The organism is Streptomyces humi (assembly GCF_001005085.2).
GTDB classification, from domain to species: domain Bacteria; phylum Actinomycetota; class Actinomycetes; order Streptomycetales; family Streptomycetaceae; genus Streptomyces; species Streptomyces humi.
In genome coordinates, this window is record NZ_LBMU02000035.1 from 1 (window position 1) to 16,831 (window position 16,831).

General features: G+C 74.9%; 10 protein-coding genes and 1 pseudogene. 2 read left to right on the forward strand and 9 right to left on the reverse strand.

The genetic code is table 11. The annotated features are described in order from the left end of the window. Together AAW13_RS15660 and AAW13_RS15665 are read right to left on the reverse strand one after the other, a co-directional pair. On the reverse strand, positions 1–944 hold a 944-nt coding region (locus AAW13_RS15660; RefSeq protein ID WP_046728627.1), incomplete at its 3' end, for an aldo/keto reductase. Positions 945–1,011: 67 nt separating this feature from the next. After that, complete coding sequence (locus AAW13_RS15665) at positions 1,012–1,338, reverse strand: hypothetical protein (RefSeq protein ID WP_046728626.1); 327 nt, start codon at positions 1,336–1,338, stop codon at positions 1,012–1,014. A 122-nt stretch (positions 1,339–1,460) separates the two neighbouring features. On the opposite strand from AAW13_RS15665, the gene AAW13_RS15670 reads away from it, so the two are divergent. Together AAW13_RS15670 and AAW13_RS15675 are read left to right on the forward strand one after the other, a co-directional pair. After that, positions 1,461–2,006 (forward strand): DoxX family protein, encoded by a 546-nt coding sequence (locus tag AAW13_RS15670; protein ID WP_046728639.1) that lies wholly within the window; start codon positions 1,461–1,463, stop codon positions 2,004–2,006. A gap of 37 nt (positions 2,007–2,043) precedes the next feature. Continuing rightward, positions 2,044–2,391: a MazG-like family protein gene (locus AAW13_RS15675; RefSeq protein WP_046728625.1), complete on the forward strand. Its 348-nt coding sequence runs from the start codon at positions 2,044–2,046 to the stop codon at positions 2,389–2,391. 4 nt (positions 2,392–2,395) lie between these two features. On the opposite strand, the pseudogene AAW13_RS15680 reads toward AAW13_RS15675, so the two are convergent. The 7 genes and pseudogenes from AAW13_RS15680 to AAW13_RS15710 form a co-directional block, all read right to left on the reverse strand. Then, positions 2,396–3,447, reverse strand: a pseudogene (locus AAW13_RS15680) (polyprenyl synthetase family protein). 158 nt (positions 3,448–3,605) lie between these two features. Beyond that, positions 3,606–4,415 carry a thioesterase II family protein gene (locus AAW13_RS15685; protein ID WP_240528632.1) on the reverse strand — a complete coding sequence of 270 codons (810 nt, stop codon included), beginning with the start codon at positions 4,413–4,415 and terminating at the stop codon, positions 3,606–3,608. A 4-nt stretch (positions 4,416–4,419) separates the two neighbouring features. Next, the gene (locus AAW13_RS15690) at positions 4,420–5,391 is read right to left on the reverse strand and encodes an LLM class flavin-dependent oxidoreductase (protein ID WP_052768515.1); all 972 of its coding nucleotides are present in this window, start codon (positions 5,389–5,391) and stop codon (positions 4,420–4,422) included. Between the two features lie 81 nt (positions 5,392–5,472). Then, positions 5,473–7,026: an AMP-binding protein gene (locus AAW13_RS15695; protein WP_046728624.1), complete on the reverse strand. Its 1,554-nt coding sequence runs from the start codon at positions 7,024–7,026 to the stop codon at positions 5,473–5,475. Positions 7,027–7,058: 32 nt separating this feature from the next. Continuing rightward, a complete protein-coding gene (locus AAW13_RS15700; protein ID WP_052768514.1) occupies positions 7,059–9,902 on the reverse strand; it encodes a non-ribosomal peptide synthetase in 2,844 nt (947 codons plus the stop codon). Then, complete coding sequence (locus AAW13_RS15705; RefSeq protein WP_052768513.1) at positions 9,899–15,091, reverse strand: non-ribosomal peptide synthetase; 5,193 nt, start codon at positions 15,089–15,091, stop codon at positions 9,899–9,901. Before AAW13_RS15705 ends, AAW13_RS15700 begins: the two co-directional genes overlap by 4 nt. Next, positions 15,088–16,764 (reverse strand): hypothetical protein, encoded by a 1,677-nt coding sequence (locus AAW13_RS15710; RefSeq protein ID WP_046728623.1) that lies wholly within the window; start codon positions 16,762–16,764, stop codon positions 15,088–15,090. Before AAW13_RS15710 ends, AAW13_RS15705 begins: the two co-directional genes overlap by 4 nt. Positions 16,765–16,831: the final 67 nt, after the last annotated feature.

The following is a 16,831-nucleotide window of genomic DNA, read 5'->3' on the forward strand; positions in this document are numbered from 1 at the left end:
GTGAGCGGCCCCTTCGCGAGCGCGCCGGCGTTCTCCTCGGCCTGGGCGACGGACCGGAAGCCGGGGATGGGGACCGTACGCGGGCTGCGCGCCCAGATCCAGGCGAGGGCGCCCTGGGCGAGGGTCCGGCCCCCGCTGGTGAGCACGGAACGCACGGACTCGATCCGCTCGACCCACGCGGCGTCGGCCCCGGACCCGTCTCCGAAGCCCGGCAGCCAGGCCGGCGGCCTGCTGCGGATGTCCCCGGCGGCGGCGCCGGCCCGCCGCCCGCCGAGCAACCCCATGGCCAGCGGACTGCGGTTGACGGCGGCAAGCTCCAGTTCCTCGCTCAGGGCGATGAGTTCGGGCGCGTCCTGGAGCACGTTGAGGGTGTGCTGTACGGCCGTGCAGTGGGGTCCCTCGGCGAAGACGGCCGCGCGGGCGGGGTCGTCGGTACTCCAGCCGTAGGCCCGGATGAGCCCCTCCCCGACCAACTCCTCGCAGACGTCGCGAAGTTCGGCCGCGCGTGCCGGGTCGGCGTCGGAGAGGTGCAGCTGGTAGAGGTCGACGTGGTCGGTGCCGAGGCGGCGCAGCGAGGCGGTGAGGGCGCGGCGCACGTACGCCGGGGAGTCGTCGGCGCCGGTGAGGGTGCGGGTCTCCGCGTCGAAGACGTTGCCCCACTTGGTGGCGACGACCACCTCGTCCCGGCGCTTGCCGAGGGCGCGGCCGAGGACGCGCTCGCTGTGCCCGGCGCCGTAGGTGTCGGCGGTGTCGAAGAAGGTGACGCCCAGGTCGAGGGCGCGGCGCACGGCCCGTACGGACTCCTCGTCGTCGACCTTGCCCCAGCCGAGCGGCCGGCCGTCGGGGTCCTGCCACTCGCCGCCGATGGCCCAGCAGCCGAAGCCGAGCGCGCTGACGCGGATGCCGGAACGTCCCAGGGTCCTGGTGGTGGTGTCGGTTTCCATGGGTCAGGACGCTAGGAGTTGAAGTGCACCCGAAGGCAAGGGAGTTGCCGGACCGGCGTCCGGCCGGTCAGGCCTGCCCGGTCTCGAAGCGGGAGATCCGGCCGTTCTCCTCGACCGTGAAGTCCCAGCGGGTGCGCATCTCGCCCCAGGTGTCGTTGCGGTAGTGGGCGAGCAGCGAACGGCCCTCGTTGGACTCGTTGTCGACGTCGAGGTGGCCGTTGGAGGAGAAGATCTCCTGGTCGATCCACTCGTCGAGGTCCCGGTCGGCGCCGTCGTCCGCCATGGTCGCGTCCGGGGTGAGCAGCTCCCGGAAGCCCTCGCGGTCGTTGGCGTTCACGGCGGTCACGAAGGCCCGGACGGCCGGGTCGCTGAGCTTGGCTGTCTTGATCGTCATGCCCGTCAGCCTCACACCGCGCCCCGGGGCCCGCCACCCGAACGGCGGCGCGGGCGGGCCGTTCGGGTGTGACGGGTGCGAGGGTGGAGACCCGTGATCCGTTGTCGCCGATGGGAGTCACCGTGACCTGCTACGACCGACGTGACGTGGGACTGCTCCTGCTCCGGCTGGGGACCGGCGGGGTGCTCGTCGCGCACGGCGCGCAGAAACTGCTCGGCTGGTTCGGCGGGGGCGGGATCGAGGGCACCGGGCAGTTCATGGAGTCGGTCGGGTACGCGCCCGGGAAACAGAGCGCGATGGCCGCGGGGCTGGCCGAGGCGGGCGGCGGCACCCTGCTGGCACTGGGCCTGGCGACCCCGGCGGCGGGTGCCGCGGCGGCCGGGGCGATGGCGGGCGCCGCCGCGCTGCACATGCCGAACGGCTTCTTCGCCCAGGAGGGCGGCTACGAGTACGCGGCCTCCCTGGGGCTGACGGCGGCGGGCCTGGCCGTCACGGGCCCCGGCCGGCTCTCCCTGGACCACGCGTTCGGCCATGCCTTCGACCGGGGCTGGATGGTCCCGGCGGCGCTGGGCGTGACCGCGGCGGTGACGGCCGTCGTGATCGGCGCCCGGAACAAGCGGGTACGGCGGGCGAAGGAGGGAGAGCAGGAGCCGCTGTTCGAGGGGTGAGCACGGGAGGCGGGGACCGCTGCGCCAGACTTCAGGCATGACGGAACACCGGAGCACACCACCTGACCAGGCGCCGGACCTGTGGACCTCGGTCGAGGACCTCTGGACCTGGCTGGACGCCGACCGGAGGCACGACGGGGAGACCGGCCTCGTCCTGCGCATGCTCAAGCTCACCGAGGAGGTCGGCGAGGTCGCCCAGGCGGTGATCGGCGCGACGGGCCAGAACCCCCGCAAGGGCGTCACCCACTCCTGGGAGGACGTGCAGGGTGAGCTGTGCGACGTGGTGATCACGGCGCTGGTGGCGCTGCGCACGCTGACCCCGGAGGCGAGGGAGGTCTTCGAGCGGCATCTGGCTCGGGTACGGGACCGCTCGCTCGCACCCTGAGAGTTCACCGGGACCGCTCGACGCTCCAGTACGGCAGCGCCTCGAAGAACCCGACCGCCTCGCTCCGCCACCGCTCCCGCCAGCCGCCGGCGACGAGGGCGGCCTGTTCGGCGTGGTCGCGCATCCCGGCCCGCAGCCGGGCGGCCACCCCACGCTCCTCGGCGATCCCGCGGATCGTGGCGATCGTGCCGGCCGGGCAGGAGGGAGCACCGAGAGCCGCCTCCACCAGGGACCGCTCGGCCCCGGTGAGCGTGTTCAGGAGGGCCGCGACGACGTAACTGCGCTTGCCGTCCCGGAAGTCGGTCCCGATCGGCTTGCCCGTCTCCTCGCCGTCGCCGAACAGGTCCAGATAGTCGTCGCGCATCTGCGCACCGATGCCCACCAGCCGCGCGTAACGACGCAACTCCTGCTCGTGACGGGCCGGTTGCCCACCGGCCGCGAGCAGCCCCAGCCGCAGCGGGGCGAGCAGCGAGTACCGGGCCGACTTGAAGTCGGCGACCTGGTGCAGGATCTCGTCGTCCGGCACCGTGTCGCCGAGGTCGCGTTCCAGGTCGACGACCTGTCCCAGGATCGTCTCGGCGGCCGCCCGGGTCTGCTCCTCGACCATGGCCTGCCGCACCGACGCGTCGGCCTCCGACCCGAGCAGCACCCGCACGGCCAGCACCGACGCCAGGTCACCGGCGAGCACGGTGAGGCCGAGCGCCGTCCGGGGAACCGCGCCCGGTAGGCGTAGTACGTGGAGGGACCACCGCGCCGGACGGCGCTGTCGTCGATGAGGTCGTCGTGGATCAGCCCGTGGGTGTGCAGGAGTTCGAGGCTGAGGGCGGCCTGGTCCAGCCCGGCGACGGGGTCACCGGTCACCAGCCCGGCGGCCTCCCTCAGCACCACGACCCGGATCCGCTTGCCGCCCCGCAGGGCCAGCTCCCGCACCAGCTCCAGGCACTCCGGGGCCAGTTCGCCGTAGGACGGTACGTCGATGCCGTCGCCCAGGGAGTCGAAGTACGCCACCAGCAGCCGCTCGAAGTCCTGGACGTGACCGGCGAGCCGGGCCGTCAAGGGGGTGTCGGCACCGGGGATGTCGACAGCGGGGGTGTCGGCACCGGGGGCGTCGGCACCGGGGGCGTCGGCACCGGGGGTGTCGGGCATGGCGGGGGCTCCTGACGGGACGTGCGGACTCGGACGCCCCATGATGCGCGACCGGGTCCGCACGGCTCTCAGGCAGTGGCCCCCCGGTCCGCCGCCAGCCGCGTGGCGACGAGGTCAAGCACCGCGTCCTGCTCCGGCAGCAGGAAGAAGTGGCCGCCGGGGAACACCTCCAGGGCGAAGCGCGCGGCCGTCACGTCCCGCCAGTGGGCGGCCAGGACGGGGGTGGCCACCGGGTCGTCGGCGCCGGTGAGCGCCGTGATCGGAGCGGTCAGCGGCGGCCCGGCCGTCGGACGGTAGCCGTGCAGCAGCCGGAAGTCGTCGCGGATGTACGGCAGGAAGATCTCGCGCATCCCGGGATCGGCGAGGAGTTCGGTCTCGGTGCCGCCCAGGCGCTCCAGATGGCGGACCAGCTCCTCGTCGTCGGCGTCCGCGATGCCGGCGTCGGCGAGGTCGCCGCGGGTCCGTTCCGGGCCGTTCGGCTCGTCACCCGGGATCCACGGCGCGGTCTGCCCCGAGACGAACAGGTGCACCGGCGGGGTGCCGCGCTCGTCGAGGAGGCGTGCCGTCTCGTACGCGACGAAGGCACCCATGCTGTGGCCGAACAGGGCCAGCGGCCGGTCGAGCAACGGGACCAGGGCGTCCACGACGTGTCCGGCCAGGGTCCGCACGTCGGCGACCGGCGGTGCCAGACGCCGCTCGCCCCGCCCCGGGTACTGCACCGCGTACAGCTCGACCTGGGGCGGCAGGCCCTGGTGCCACGACCGGTAGAAGGCCGCCGAACCGCCGGCGTGCGGGAAGCAGACCATGCGGACCCGGGCGTCCAGCCGCTCCTGGTAGCCGCGGAGCCATTCGGACGGGGTGTGGATCAGCGTGCTCACCGGATCACCCGGCCTGCGCGTAGGCGTGGTCCAGGGCGGTCGTGGTGTGGTGCAGGTCCTCGTGCTCCACGACCTCGTCCAGGACCAGGGTGTCCACGCCGAGGTCGATGTACCGCCGGATCATCGCACCGACGTCGGCGTACGTCCCGACCAGGTACGGGCAGAACGTCTGGTAGGCCCGGAACGGATAGAGCCAGTAGACCCCGTTGGGCACGTGTGAGCGCAGCGCGTCGCGCGACAGCTTCAGGTGCCAGTGCGACTCGACCTTGCCGACCGCCCACTCGTGCAGCTTCTCCCCCGACTCGCTGGACGGGAACCGCTCGTGGGCGATCCGCCACGCCTCCTCGGCGTCGTCGCGGGCGATGACACCGAGGCGCACACCGCAGCCGGCGAGCGGCCGGTCGCCCTGGTAGCTGTCGATCTGGTGCGGGTACGACAGCCGGCCCACACCGAGCAGCCCCGCGACCTCACGGCAGTCGTCGGAGGCCCCGGACACGTAGAGTTCCGGCGCCAGGGCCGGATCGGCGGGCGGGCTGACCACGGCGGCGTCCAGCGCGTAGTACTTGCCGGTGTACGTCACCGTCGTCGGCGCCGCCGTCAGCTGCCTGATGATCTCGCCGTACTCGGCCAGCCGGTCGTACCGCTCCCGGTGGCCCAGTTCGCAGCCCAGTTCCCGCAGGTGCCGGGAAAACCCGCCGGTGACCAGGTTCAGGTCGACGCGCCGCCCGTAGAGGAACGCCAGGGTGCTGATCGTCTTGGCGACGGCGAACGGGTGGGTGTCCACCGGGTTGACCGCGACCAGGGGTACGAACCGCTCGGTGTTGTCGATGGCGAGCTGGGCCGCGGCCCAGGCGTCCACGAGCGTGTTGTCGGTGTAGACCAGCGCGCCGCGGAAGCCCGCCTGCTCGGTCCAGCGGGCCACGTCGACGACCCTGCGGCGGTACTCCTGCGGTGTCCGGTCCTGCCAGGAAGGCATCGTTGTATAGACGGTCAGCACTGTTCGCGATCCCTCTCTTCGACTGTCGGGTGCTGCTCTGGGGCCGGCGCTCCCGGCGGGTCAGGGTCGCGTGAGCTTGGCCTGCTCGGCGACGAGCTTCGCCACGATGGCGCGGTCGGTCTTGCCGTTGGGGTTCAGGGGCAGCGCGTCCACGTGCAGGAACACGTGCGGCACCAGGTGCACCGGCATGCCCGCGGCCAGCGTGCGGCGCAGCTCGGCCTCGCGGGCCGGCTCACCGGTGTAGCAGGCCATCAGCTCGGTGGCGTCGCGGTGCTGTACGGGTACGACCACGGCCTCCCGGACGCCGGGGTGGCGGCGCAGCAGGGTCTCGAACTCGCCCAGCTCGACCCGGTAGCCGCGGATCTTGACCTGGTTGTCGAGGCGGCCGAGGTGGACCAGCGTGCCGTCGTCCTCGCGGCGGACCCGGTCGCCGGTGCGGTAGTACCGCGCCGCGTCCGGCGCACCGCCGCCCGGGGTGTCGTCGCCGGACGCGCCGGGGGCGAGGAACCGGTTCCGGTCGTCGCGCGGGTCGAGGTAGCCGTCGAAACGCTGCGGACCGCGCACGCACAGCTCGCCGTCGTCGGTGACGACGTACTCCAGGCCGGGGTAGACGGTGCCGATCGGAACCGTGTCGTTCACCGTCTCGGGCCAGTCCCCGCGGTCCTTGGGCAGGCGGAACTCCGCGCACGCCAGGGTGAGTTCGGTCGGGCCGTAGATGTTCTCCACGACCGACGCGGAGGCGAACGCGCTCCAGGCCTCGGCCTGCGCGTACGTGAACTGCTCACCGCAGAAGACGCTGTGGCGCAGCTCCGGGGCCCGGCCCGCGGGCAGGCCGCCGAGTCCGGCGGCGGCCGAGACCGCCGACGGCACCGAGAACCAGTGCGTGAGCCGCCGGTTCACCGCGTAGTCGACGGGGCTCAGCAGTTCGGCCGCCTCGGGGACGACCAGGGTCGCGCCGCCGGCCCAGGTGACGAAGAGGTCGTACACCGAGAGGTCGAAGGTCAGGTCGAAGGTGTGCGACATCCGGCAGCCCGGACCGACCTCGTAGCGGGGGACGGTGTGCGCCAGGAACGCCAGGACGTTGCGGTGCCGGATCGGCACGCCCTTGGGCCGGCCGGTGGAGCCGGAGGTGAACAGCAGGTAGGCGATGTCGTCCGGGCCGGCCGTCGGGGCGGGCAGCGAACCCTCCGGGACGGCGGCCAGCAGCTCGTCGTCGGTGCGCCGCAGGACCGGCCGCGCCGGTGCGGTGCCGGCGGGGCAGTGTTCGAGCCACTGCTGCCCGGACGCGTCGGCGATGATCACATCGACGTCGGCCAGCTCACAGATGGCGCTGTTGCGCCGGGGCGGGTACTTGAGGTTCAGCGGCACGACCTGCGCGCCCAGGCGCAGGGCCGCGAGATAGCCGGCGTAGGCGACACCGCTGCGCGCGGCCAGCAGTGCGACCGAGCGGACGCTGCCGTGCGCGGCGGTGATGTTCTCGGCGAGGGCCTCGGCCGCGCGCTCCAGTTCGGCGTAGCCGATCGGCGACGCGGACAGCTCGACCGCCGGCAGTTCGGGGTGACGCCGTGCCGTGGCGGCGAAGACGTCGTACAGCGTGCTGATGTGGTCTTCCATGTCGACCTTCCCGGTCAGGAGTGGAGGCGGTCTCAGACTTCGAGGGCTTCGGAGGCTTCCTCCGCCTCGAAAGCCTCGTCGGCTTCGTCGGCTTCGTCGGCTTCGAAGGCTTCGTCGGCGAGCAGCAGCCGCGCGATGCCGGCCAGGCGGCCGTCGCCCGCGGCGTCGCGGGCGGCGAACCAGGCGGCCTGCCCGGCGGCGGTCGGCCGGTCGAACAGCACGCGCGCCGGGACGGTCAGCCGGAAGATCTCCGTCAGCTGCGCGGCGACCTCCAGCGCGGTGGCCGATTCGGCACCGAGCGCGAACAGGTCGGCGTGCACACCGACGCCGTCCCGCGCCAGGGCATCGGCCCAGATCTCGACCAGCAGCTCCACGAAGGGCATGGCGGCCGCGGGCACGGGCACGGAGCCGGGCGCGTGCCCGGCAGCGGGGGCGGCGGCCGCAGAGGTGGCGGCCGCGGGGGTGGTGTGTTGTTCGAGTACGGCCTCGTAGGCGGCGTCCAGGTCCTCGGGCAGTGGGCGGGCGGCCAGGGTGCGGCGGTCGACCTTGCCGCTGGGGGTCAGCGGGAGCGCGGTGACGGGGACGCACGCGAACGGCACCATGTGACCGGGCAGGATCCGGGCCAGGTCGTCACGGAGCGACCACGGCGGGACGTCGTGGCCCTCGGCGAGCAGGTAGTAGGCGATCAGCTGCTTGTCCGACGCCCCCTCCCGTACGACGACGACCGCCTCGGCCAGCCCCTCCTGGGCCAGGATCTGCGTCTCGACCTCGCCGAGCTCGACGCGGAAGCCACGGATCTTGACCTGCCCGTCGCGGCGGCCGAGGCACTGGATCCGGCCGTCGGGGAGCCGGGTCCCGAAGTCACCCGTGCGGTAGGTCCGGACCCTGGCCGGCCCGGCGGGTCCGAGGGGCAGCTCGCGGGTCGCGAAGCGGTCGGCCGTCAGGTCGGGGCGGTTCAGGTAGCCGTCGGCCAGCGGCACACCGGAGACGCAGATCTCACCGGGTACGCCGTCCGGCAGGGGTTGCAGACGCTCGTCGAGGATCTCCACCACCGCGCGGTCGACCGGGGCCCCGATCGCCGGCAGCTCCGGCCAGTCGGCGGGGTCCGGGGACAGCCGCTCGGCGGTGACGACATGGGTCTCCGAAGGGCCGTACTGGTTCTCCAGCGACGCGCCCGTGCGCCGGAAGAACTCGCGCACGGCCGGGCTGACGAGCAGCTGCTCCCCCGCCGTGATGACCTCGCGCAGCGCCGCGGGGTGGCGGCCGGAGTGCAGGGACGTCTCGGCGAGCTGCTGAAGGGCGACGAAGGGCAGGAACAACCGGTGCACGTCCTGCTCGGTCAGCCAGTCGGCCAGCCGCTCCGGGTCGCGGCGGACCTCGTCGGTGACCAGCACCAGGGTGCCGCCGGTGCCCCAGGTGGCGAACATCTCCTGGAAGGCGACGTCGAAGCTGAACGCCGCGAACTGGAGGGTGTTCCAGCCGGGGCCGGCCTGCGAGTGCCGGAACTGCCAGTCCAGCAGGGACGCGAGCGGCCGGTGCGGCATGGCGACGCCCTTGGGCAGACCGGTCGAACCGGAGGTGTAGATGACGTAGCAGAGGTCCGCGGACCCACCCGAGGCGTCCGACCCGTCGGGTGCGTGCGACCCGTCCGAGACGTCCGACCCGCCCAACGCGTCCGACCCGCCCAACGCGTCCGACCCGGCCAACGCGTCCGACCCGGCCGGCGCGTGCGGCCCGGCCGGCGGGTTCATGAGCAGGTCGTGCAGGTCGATGACGCGGACGCCCTCGGGAACGGTGAGCGCGTCGCCGATGCCGGCCGGGCCGATCAGGACCTCGGCGCCGCTGTCGGTGAGCATGTGGTCGAGGCGTTCGCGGGGGTAGGCGGCATCGAGCGGCACGTATCCGGCACCGCTCTTCAGGATCGCGAGCAGGGCGACGGCCAGTTCGGGGCAGCGCGGCCCGGACAGCGCGACGGCGCGGGCGGCGCCGATCCGGCCGGCGCACCGGTCGGCGGCGGCCTTCAGCTCCGCGTAGGTCATCTCGCCGCCGTCCCAGCGCAGCGCCGGGGCCCCGGGATACCGGGCGGCGGTTCGGTCGAACAGCTCGTGCGCGGTGACGTCCCACTCGCCGGCCCCGGGCTCGGCATCCGCCTCCCCGACCGGATTCCGCGGCGGCGCCGGCACCAGGGGCAGCAGGCCGACCGGCGTCTCCGGGTCGCGGACCGCCGCCCGCAGCAGCTCCAGGTAGCCGGCGACGACCCGGCCGGCCGTCTCCGGCGCGTACCGCCGGCTGTCGTAGGCCAGCGAGCCACGTCGTACGGGCCCGGGGTCGAAGGCGAACACGAGGTCCAGCGGCAGCTCGCCGCCGCCGGTCAGGACGGCGGCCCGGCAGACGTCCGCCTGGAGGGCGCCGGACTGCCCGCCGATCACGAACTCGCCGCCGGCCGCGGCCCGCAGGTCGGCGGCGGCCCGCCGGGCGAGGTCCGAGAACGGGGTGTCCGGGTCGACGGACTGCCGCAGCGGGGCCCACGAACCGTCCCGCCCGGCCCCGACCACGATCTCGTCGACCCCGGCGTTCTCCCAGGGCGAGGCGACCCGGTACAGCAGTGCCTGGAGCGCGGCGGTCAGCGTCGCGAGCACCGGGACGCGCTGTTCCCGGGCGGCGGCCGCGAGTCCGTCGGTGACATCGTCCGGGACCTCGAAGGCCAGCGTCGGACGCCGTCGTCCGGGGGCGGGTCGCGGCACGGCGCGGTCGGCGGGCCAGGTGCCGGCCGGCGGTGCGCCACGGAGGCGGTCGAGCAGCGCCGCGCGGGCGGCACCGGAGACCTGCGCCGCCGGTGCCCCGGGGGTCGCGGTGGTCGGCGGAGCGGCGTTCATCGGGTCTCGTTCCCCTCGTCGTCGCGGCCGGCGGTGGCGCGTCGCGATCGCGTCAGCAGCGCGCTGCGCGCCGCGGACCGGTTCGGCCGGACCGCCGGGGCCGCCGGGGCCGCCGCGGTGGCCCGGGGCGGGTCGTCGGAGAGCGCGGCGGCCAGGTCGTGCACGGTCGGGTGGGTGAAGAGCTGGAGCGCGGCGATGTCCCGGTCCAGCACCTGGGTCAGCCGGGTCCTGACCCGGGCCAGCAGCAGCGAGTCGCCGCCGATCTCGAAGAAGTTGTCGTGCGTGCCGACCTCGTCGAGGCCGAGCAGGTCGCACCAGACGGCCGCGATCTCCCGTTCCAGCCGCGACACGGGTGCGACGCGGGCCGCTCCGGTGGTCCGCTCGCGCGGCGGCTCCGGCAGCTTCCCGTGGTCGATCTTGCCGTTGCCGTTGAGCGGCAGCGCGGCCAGCGGCACGATCACCGACGGGACCATGAACTCCGGCAGGTTCCGCGCCAGTTGCCGGCGCAGTGTGACGGGGTCCAGATCGGCGGCGCCGAGCGGCGCGGCGGGCGAGACATAGGCGACCAGGCGCAGCGGCCCGGGTCCCGGCCGGTCGCGGCGCGCCGTGACGACCCCGCGCCCGACGCCGGGCAGCCGCTCCAGGCGGGCCTCGATCTCGGGCAGTTCGACGCGGTGGCCGCGGACCTTCACCTGCCGGTCGATGCGGCCCAGGTAGTCCAGGTTGCCGTCGGGCAGGCGGCGCACCAGGTCGCCGGTGCGGTAGAGGTGGGCGCCGGGCCGGGCCGCGTACGGGTCCGGCGGGAACTGCCTGGCGGTCAGCTCGGGCCGGCGCAGGTAGCCGAGTCCCACGCCGAGGCCGCCGATGCACAGCTCACCGGGGACGCCGACCGGCACGCGGCGCAGACGCTCGTCCAGGACGTACGAGGTGGTGCCGGGCACGGAACTGCCGATGGTGGGCCTGCGTTCGGTGCCGTCCAGGAGGGTGTGCGTGCACCAGATGGTGGTCTCGGTGGGGCCGTAGATGTTGAAGAGCCGGCGGTTCGGCGCCCACAGGGGGCCCAGCTCCGGCGGGAACGCCTCGCCGCCGACCAGGATGGTGCGCAGACCCGGCACGTCCTCCGGCCGCATCACCGCGAGTGCGGACGGCGGCAGGAACGCCATCGTCACCTGGTGGCGCCGGACGGTCTCGGCCAGGTCGGGACCCGGCAGCATGCGGTCGCGCGGCACCACGCACAGGCGTCCGCCGTGGGCGAAGGCGAGCGTGAAGTCCAGGACGGAGCCGTCGAAGCTCGGCGAGGAGAACTGGATCACGGTGTCCGGGGACTCCGGGTCGACGAACTCCCGCTCGGCGTGGGCGGAGTTGACCACGCCGCGGTGGTGGATGGCGACGCCCTTGGGCTGGCCGGTGGAACCGGACGTGAAGACGATGTACGCCGGGTCGCGCGGATCGGTGTGCCGGGCCGGCCGGGTGTCGGGGTACCGCCCCAGCGGGTCGTCGGGACCGCCCAGGCAGACCACCGGCAGCCGGTCGGCGCCGGGCGGCGCCGGGCGGCCGGCCCGCGTGACCAGTGCCTTGACCTCGGTGTCGTCGATCATGAGGGCCAGCCGCTCGGCCGGGTAGCCGGTGTCCAGCGGGACGTAGACCGCTCCGGCCTTGAGCACGCCCAGGAACGCCACCGGCAGGTCCTGGCAGCGGTCCACCGCGACGCCCACGGCCGTCCCGGGGCCGACCCCGAGCTCCGCGAGGTGGTGTGCGAGCCGGTTGGCCCGCGCCTCGACCTGGGCGTAGCTCAGCTCGCCTTCGGCGCCGACGACGGCGGTCCGCTCCGGCGCCCGGTCGGCCCAGTGCTCGAACAGGGCCGGGACGTCCGCGGCCATGGGCGCGGGCACACCGGTGTCGTTCCAGCGGTCCAGCTGGGCGAGTTCGTCCCCGGTGAGCAGGTCCAGGTCGGCGACGGCGGTGCCGGGCGCGGACAGCGCGGCCCCGAGCAGGGTGCCCAGGTGGCCGAGGAAGCGGCTGACGGTGTCCGCGCCGTAGAGGCTGGTGTTGAACTCGGCGGTGCCGAGGAAACCGCCGCCGGCGTCCGCACCGGCGTGCTGGACGATGACGGACAGGTCCTGGATGGCGCCGCCGCCGTGCGCGGGCAGCGGGGTGAGGTCGACGCCGGGCAGGCTGAGGGCGGTGTCGACGTCCTGGAGGACGAACAGCAGCTGTACGACGGGGTCGTGGCTGGGGTCCCGGTCCGGGCGGAGCAGTGCGACCAGGTCCTCGAAGGGGAAGTCCTGGTGTTCCTGCGCCTGGCTGATGGTGCGGTGGGCGGCGCGCGCCAGGTCGAGGAAGGTGGTGTCGCGGGCGACGCGCAGGCGCAGCGGGACCAGGTTGACGAAGCAGCCGACGGTACCGGCGAACTCCGGGCGGACGCGGTTGGCGACGGGGGTGCCGATGAGCAGGTCGTCGCGGCCGGTGTGCCGGTGGACGACCGAGGCGAAGGCGGCCAGCAGCGTCGCGTAGGCGGTGACGCCGTGCCGCCGGGAGAACTCGGCGACCCGGTCCGCCACCTCCGCGGGCCAGGCGAAGTCGACCACGTCCCCCTCCGGCCGGCGCTGCGCGGGCCGGGTCCGGTCGGTGGGCAGGTCCAGGAGCGTGGGGGCGCCTTCGAGTTCGGTGCGCCAGTGCTCGGCGAGCCGTTCGCGGCGCGCACCGGTCAGCTGCTCCGACTGCCACGCGGCGAAGTCCATGAACTGGATCTCCGGCGCCGGCGCGGTGCCGGGACGGTTCTCGGCGCGGGCGGTGTAGAGCTCCGCCAGTTCGGCGAAGAGCAGCTCCAGGCTCCAGCCGTCGCAGGCGATGTGATGCGCGGTCACCACGAGCGCGGCGGACGCGGTGCCCGGTGCGATGAGGCGCGCGCGGATCAGCGGGCCCGCGGACAGGTCGAAGGGGACCCGGGCCTCGGCGTCGATCCGCTCGGCGACCCAGGCCGCCAGGTCGCCGGGCGCGGCGCCACTCGGCTCGGCTTCGACGGCCAGGCTCACCTTGAGGGCGGGCAGTACGCGCTGCCGCGCCTCCTCGTCGTGGACGTCGATGACGGTGCGCAGCGCCTCGTGACGGGCGACGAGGTCGTCGAGCGCCGCTTCGAGGGCGGGGACGTCGAGGTCACCGCCGACGCGGAAGGCGTACGGCAGGTTGTAGACGGCGTTGCCGGGATACAGCTGCGACAGGAGCCACATGCGCCGCTGGGTGGCGGAGAGCGGCGCGCCCTCCGCCGTCCGCTCGGTCACCGCGACGGGTGCGGCCGGGGCGGGTACGGCCGGTGCCGTCGCGTCGGCGCGGCCGGCTCCGGCGGCGGCCCAGCCGTCGAGGAACGCGGACACCTCGGCGACGGTCGGATGGTCGAACAGGGCACGGGCCGTGACGGGCAGGCGGAACTCGGTGGCCAGCAGGGAGGCGACCCGTACCGCGCTGAGCGAATGGCCGCCGACGGCGAAGAAGTCGTCGTCGATGCCGGGCGGCTGCTGCTCAAGGACGGTTCGCCACACCTCCGCGACTCGTCGTTGGGTGGGGTTGGACGGCTGACGGCGCGGGCGCCCGGTCCGTCGGCCCACCACCTCGGCGCCCCGGCCGGCGGGCGGTACGGCGGCCCGCTCGGTGGCCGGCGTCGCGGCCCGGTCACCGGACCTGCCGGCACCCGCGCCCACACCCGCGCCCGCCTCGGCGGGAACGCCGAGTCCGGCCGGCCATGCCGACTCGGCCGTCTCGGCCATCGGGCTGTCGGGCGCGGCGGTCAGGGCCTCGAGCAGGCTGACGAAGCCGGTCACCACCGCGTCGGCCGTCGCCGGGTCCAGCAGCGCCGTCCGGTAGCGCAGATATCCCGGCATCCCCGTGGGCAGGTCGGCGAGTTGCAGCTCGACGTCGTACAGCGAGCGGCGGGAGAGGGGCTCGGTGGCCTCGACCGTCAGGGGGCCGACGGCGGCGGGCGGGTCCAGCGGCTGGCGGGCGCCGAGCAGCACCTGGAACAGCGGGTGGCCGTCGGGGCGGCGGGCGGGGGCGAGGCGCTCGACCACCCGGCGGAACGGGATGTCGGCGTCGTCGAAGGCGGACAGCGTCGCCTCGCGGGCCACGCGCAGGGCGTCGCGCCAGGTCGCCTCGGCGGGCAGCCGGACCCGCAGCGCGGCCTGGTTGGTGATGAACCCGGCGGTGTCGCGCGAGGTGGCGTCGCGGCGGCCGACGACGGTGCCGAGGACCGCTTCCCCGTGCCCGGACATGCGCTGGACCAGCACGGACAGCGCGGTGAGCCAGACCATGAACGGCGTGGCGCGTTCCGCGGCCGCCACCGTGCGCACGGCCTCGGCGAGCGGGGCCGGGATCTCTACCGGCAGGACCGCGGCGGCGTAGGGGTCGCCCGTGGCGGGCCGCCCGAAGGACGGCCAGCGGTCGGCGTCGGCCGGCAGGCCGGCCAGCGCGGCGGCGCGCCGGTCCAGACGTTCCGGCAGGTCGGGGGCGTCGGCGGCGGCGCGGGCCCGGGAGGCGGCCGCGGCCAGGGTGGGCGGCGGGGTCGGCAGGTCCTCGCCGCTCAGGACCGCCACCAGGTCCTCGTGGAGCAGCTGGAGCGTACGGCCGTCGGCGACGATGTGGTGCACGACGGCCAGCAGCCGGTGCCGCTGTTCGGCCACCCGGCCCAGGGTGAAGCGGACCAGCGGGCCGGTCTCCAGGTCGAAGGGCCGGTGGAGCTCACGGTCGGCGAACGCGGCCCACCGCTCCTCGACCTCGGGGGTGGGTTCGGACGCGGTCCCGCCCTCGGAGCCGGCGTCGGTCAGGTCGACGTGGGCGAGCTGCCCGGTGAACTCGGGCTCGATCACCAGCACCGGTGTGCCGTCGGCGCCGGCCGGGAACCGCGCGCGCAGCGCCTCGTGACGGCGGCCGAGGACGCGGACGGCGCGCTCGGCGGTCTCCCGGTCGAACGGCCCGGTCAGGTCGACGGCCAGGGCCAGCTGGTGGACCAGTGCCTCGGGTGTGGTCAGGTCGAACAGCCACACGTCCTCCTGCGCGGTGTCCGGCCGGTCGGTGCGCGGCGCGGCGGACGGCGCGGCGTCGGCCGGTTCGAGGCCGGCCTCCTGGTGGACGCGCCGGAGGTGTTCGGCGGAGAACCGGCGGGCGCGGCTGCCCGGCCGCGTGGGGATCTCGGTCATGAGGTGGTCACGGCTTCCGTGTCGGGGGTCTCGGCGCGCACCAGGAGGTCCAGGAGCGCGCCGTCGGGCGTCTGGGCTGTGCCGCCCGCCGTGGGCGAACCGAGGAAGTCGATGGCGGCGTGGTTGCGGCCGGTGTCGCGGTGGCCGACGACGATCCGGCCGGCGCCCATGGCCTGCGCGTGTGCGGCGATCTCCCGCATCGCCTGGACCTCGACCCCCTTGCCCATGGCCGGGCAGGAGATGACGAAGGCCTCGACCACGCAGTCCGGGCCGCGCCCGGCCAGCGCGAGGACGACGCTGGGGCCGAGGTCGCCGAGGCGGTCCCGGACGCTGCCGAGCAGCAGCACCCGGTCGCCGCCGGCCGCGAGGTCGTCCACCGTGACGGGTGGGATCGGCACCCCGAGGGTGAACTCCTTGGAGGCCACGAGCATTTCGTTGATCTTGGCGAGGTCGCCGGGCCGGGCCGCGCGGAAGTCGGTCTCGACCCGGAGCCCGGCGACGAAGGCGGCGAGCGACAACCCGCCGGCGGCCTCGGGGACCGCGTCGCCGGCGACGGGGCCGCCCGGGGCGGCGGCCACCGGGCGCGGCGCGCCCGGCACCGGCAGGAGGTCGAAGACCCCGGCGACGGCCAGGCGCGCCGGCCAGGCCGCGGCGTCCGCGCCGAGGTCCACCGTCTCGGCCTGGCCGCCGTGGGCCGGGCGCACCGTGACGACCAGACGGTCCTCCCGGCGCTCCAGCAGGGCGACGTCCCGTGCGGCCAGACCGGCGTCGGCGGCCAGGCCGCGCACCTGGGCGTCGCGGCCACGGTCGTCGAAGAACCAGTCGGACAGCCGCGCCGGAACCGTCGGATCGCTCGCGACGAGGTCACGCCAGACCGGCACCGCGTCCCGGCCGCCGAGCGCGTACGACGGCACTCCGGCCGTCGACAGCCAGCGCAGGACGCCGCCGAACCCGTCGACGTCCTCGGCGTCGGCGAGACCGTGCAGGTCCAGCGCCGCGGCGTGGCAGGTGTCGCCGGTCCGCAGCCGCAGGACGTGGGCGACCCGCGCGCCGAGGTGGTGGAAGACCTCCTCGCGGTAGGGGACCTTCGCGAACTGGTACAGCGCCGGGTGGTGCGCCCTCGTGGCGCCCAGCGAGCGGAGCACCGCTTCGAGATCGACCAGGTGGACGTCGGGCCGGCCGGCCAGCGCGGCCCGCATCGCCTCGCGGGCGGCCGCGGCCTCGGCGGTACGGCCGTCGGCCCGGCAGTCGCCCGCGACACCCTGCGGATCGGCCGCCGGCAGGCCCGGCAGCACCGCCACCAGCGTGGCCCCCCAGCGCGCCGCCGCCTCGCGGGCGGTGTCGGCGACGGCCGTCAGCCCGGCGGTCCAGGCGCCGTCCTCCAGTTCCTCCAGACGCTGCGCGACGACCACCACGTCGAGGCCGGCCCGGGCGGAGCCGCTGTCCGGGTCGAGGCACTCCTGGACGATCTGGTTGTAGGGCGCGACGTGGAAGTCCGGTCGGCCGTACGCCTCGCCGAGCGCCGTCGCGAGATAGGGCACGACCGCGTCTGCGGTGTAGCTGGCCATGATCCCGACGCGCGGTCCGCCGGGCGGTCCCGTGCGCTCGGTCTCCTGGTGGGCGGCCCGCAGCGCGCGCAGGTCGGCCGCGACGTCGGTGAGGGGCAGTGGCATGTTCGTCCTTCCGTGGGCGCCGGGGCCGGCGAGGGTGCCGGCGGTCTCCGGGGCCTGCTTGACCTCG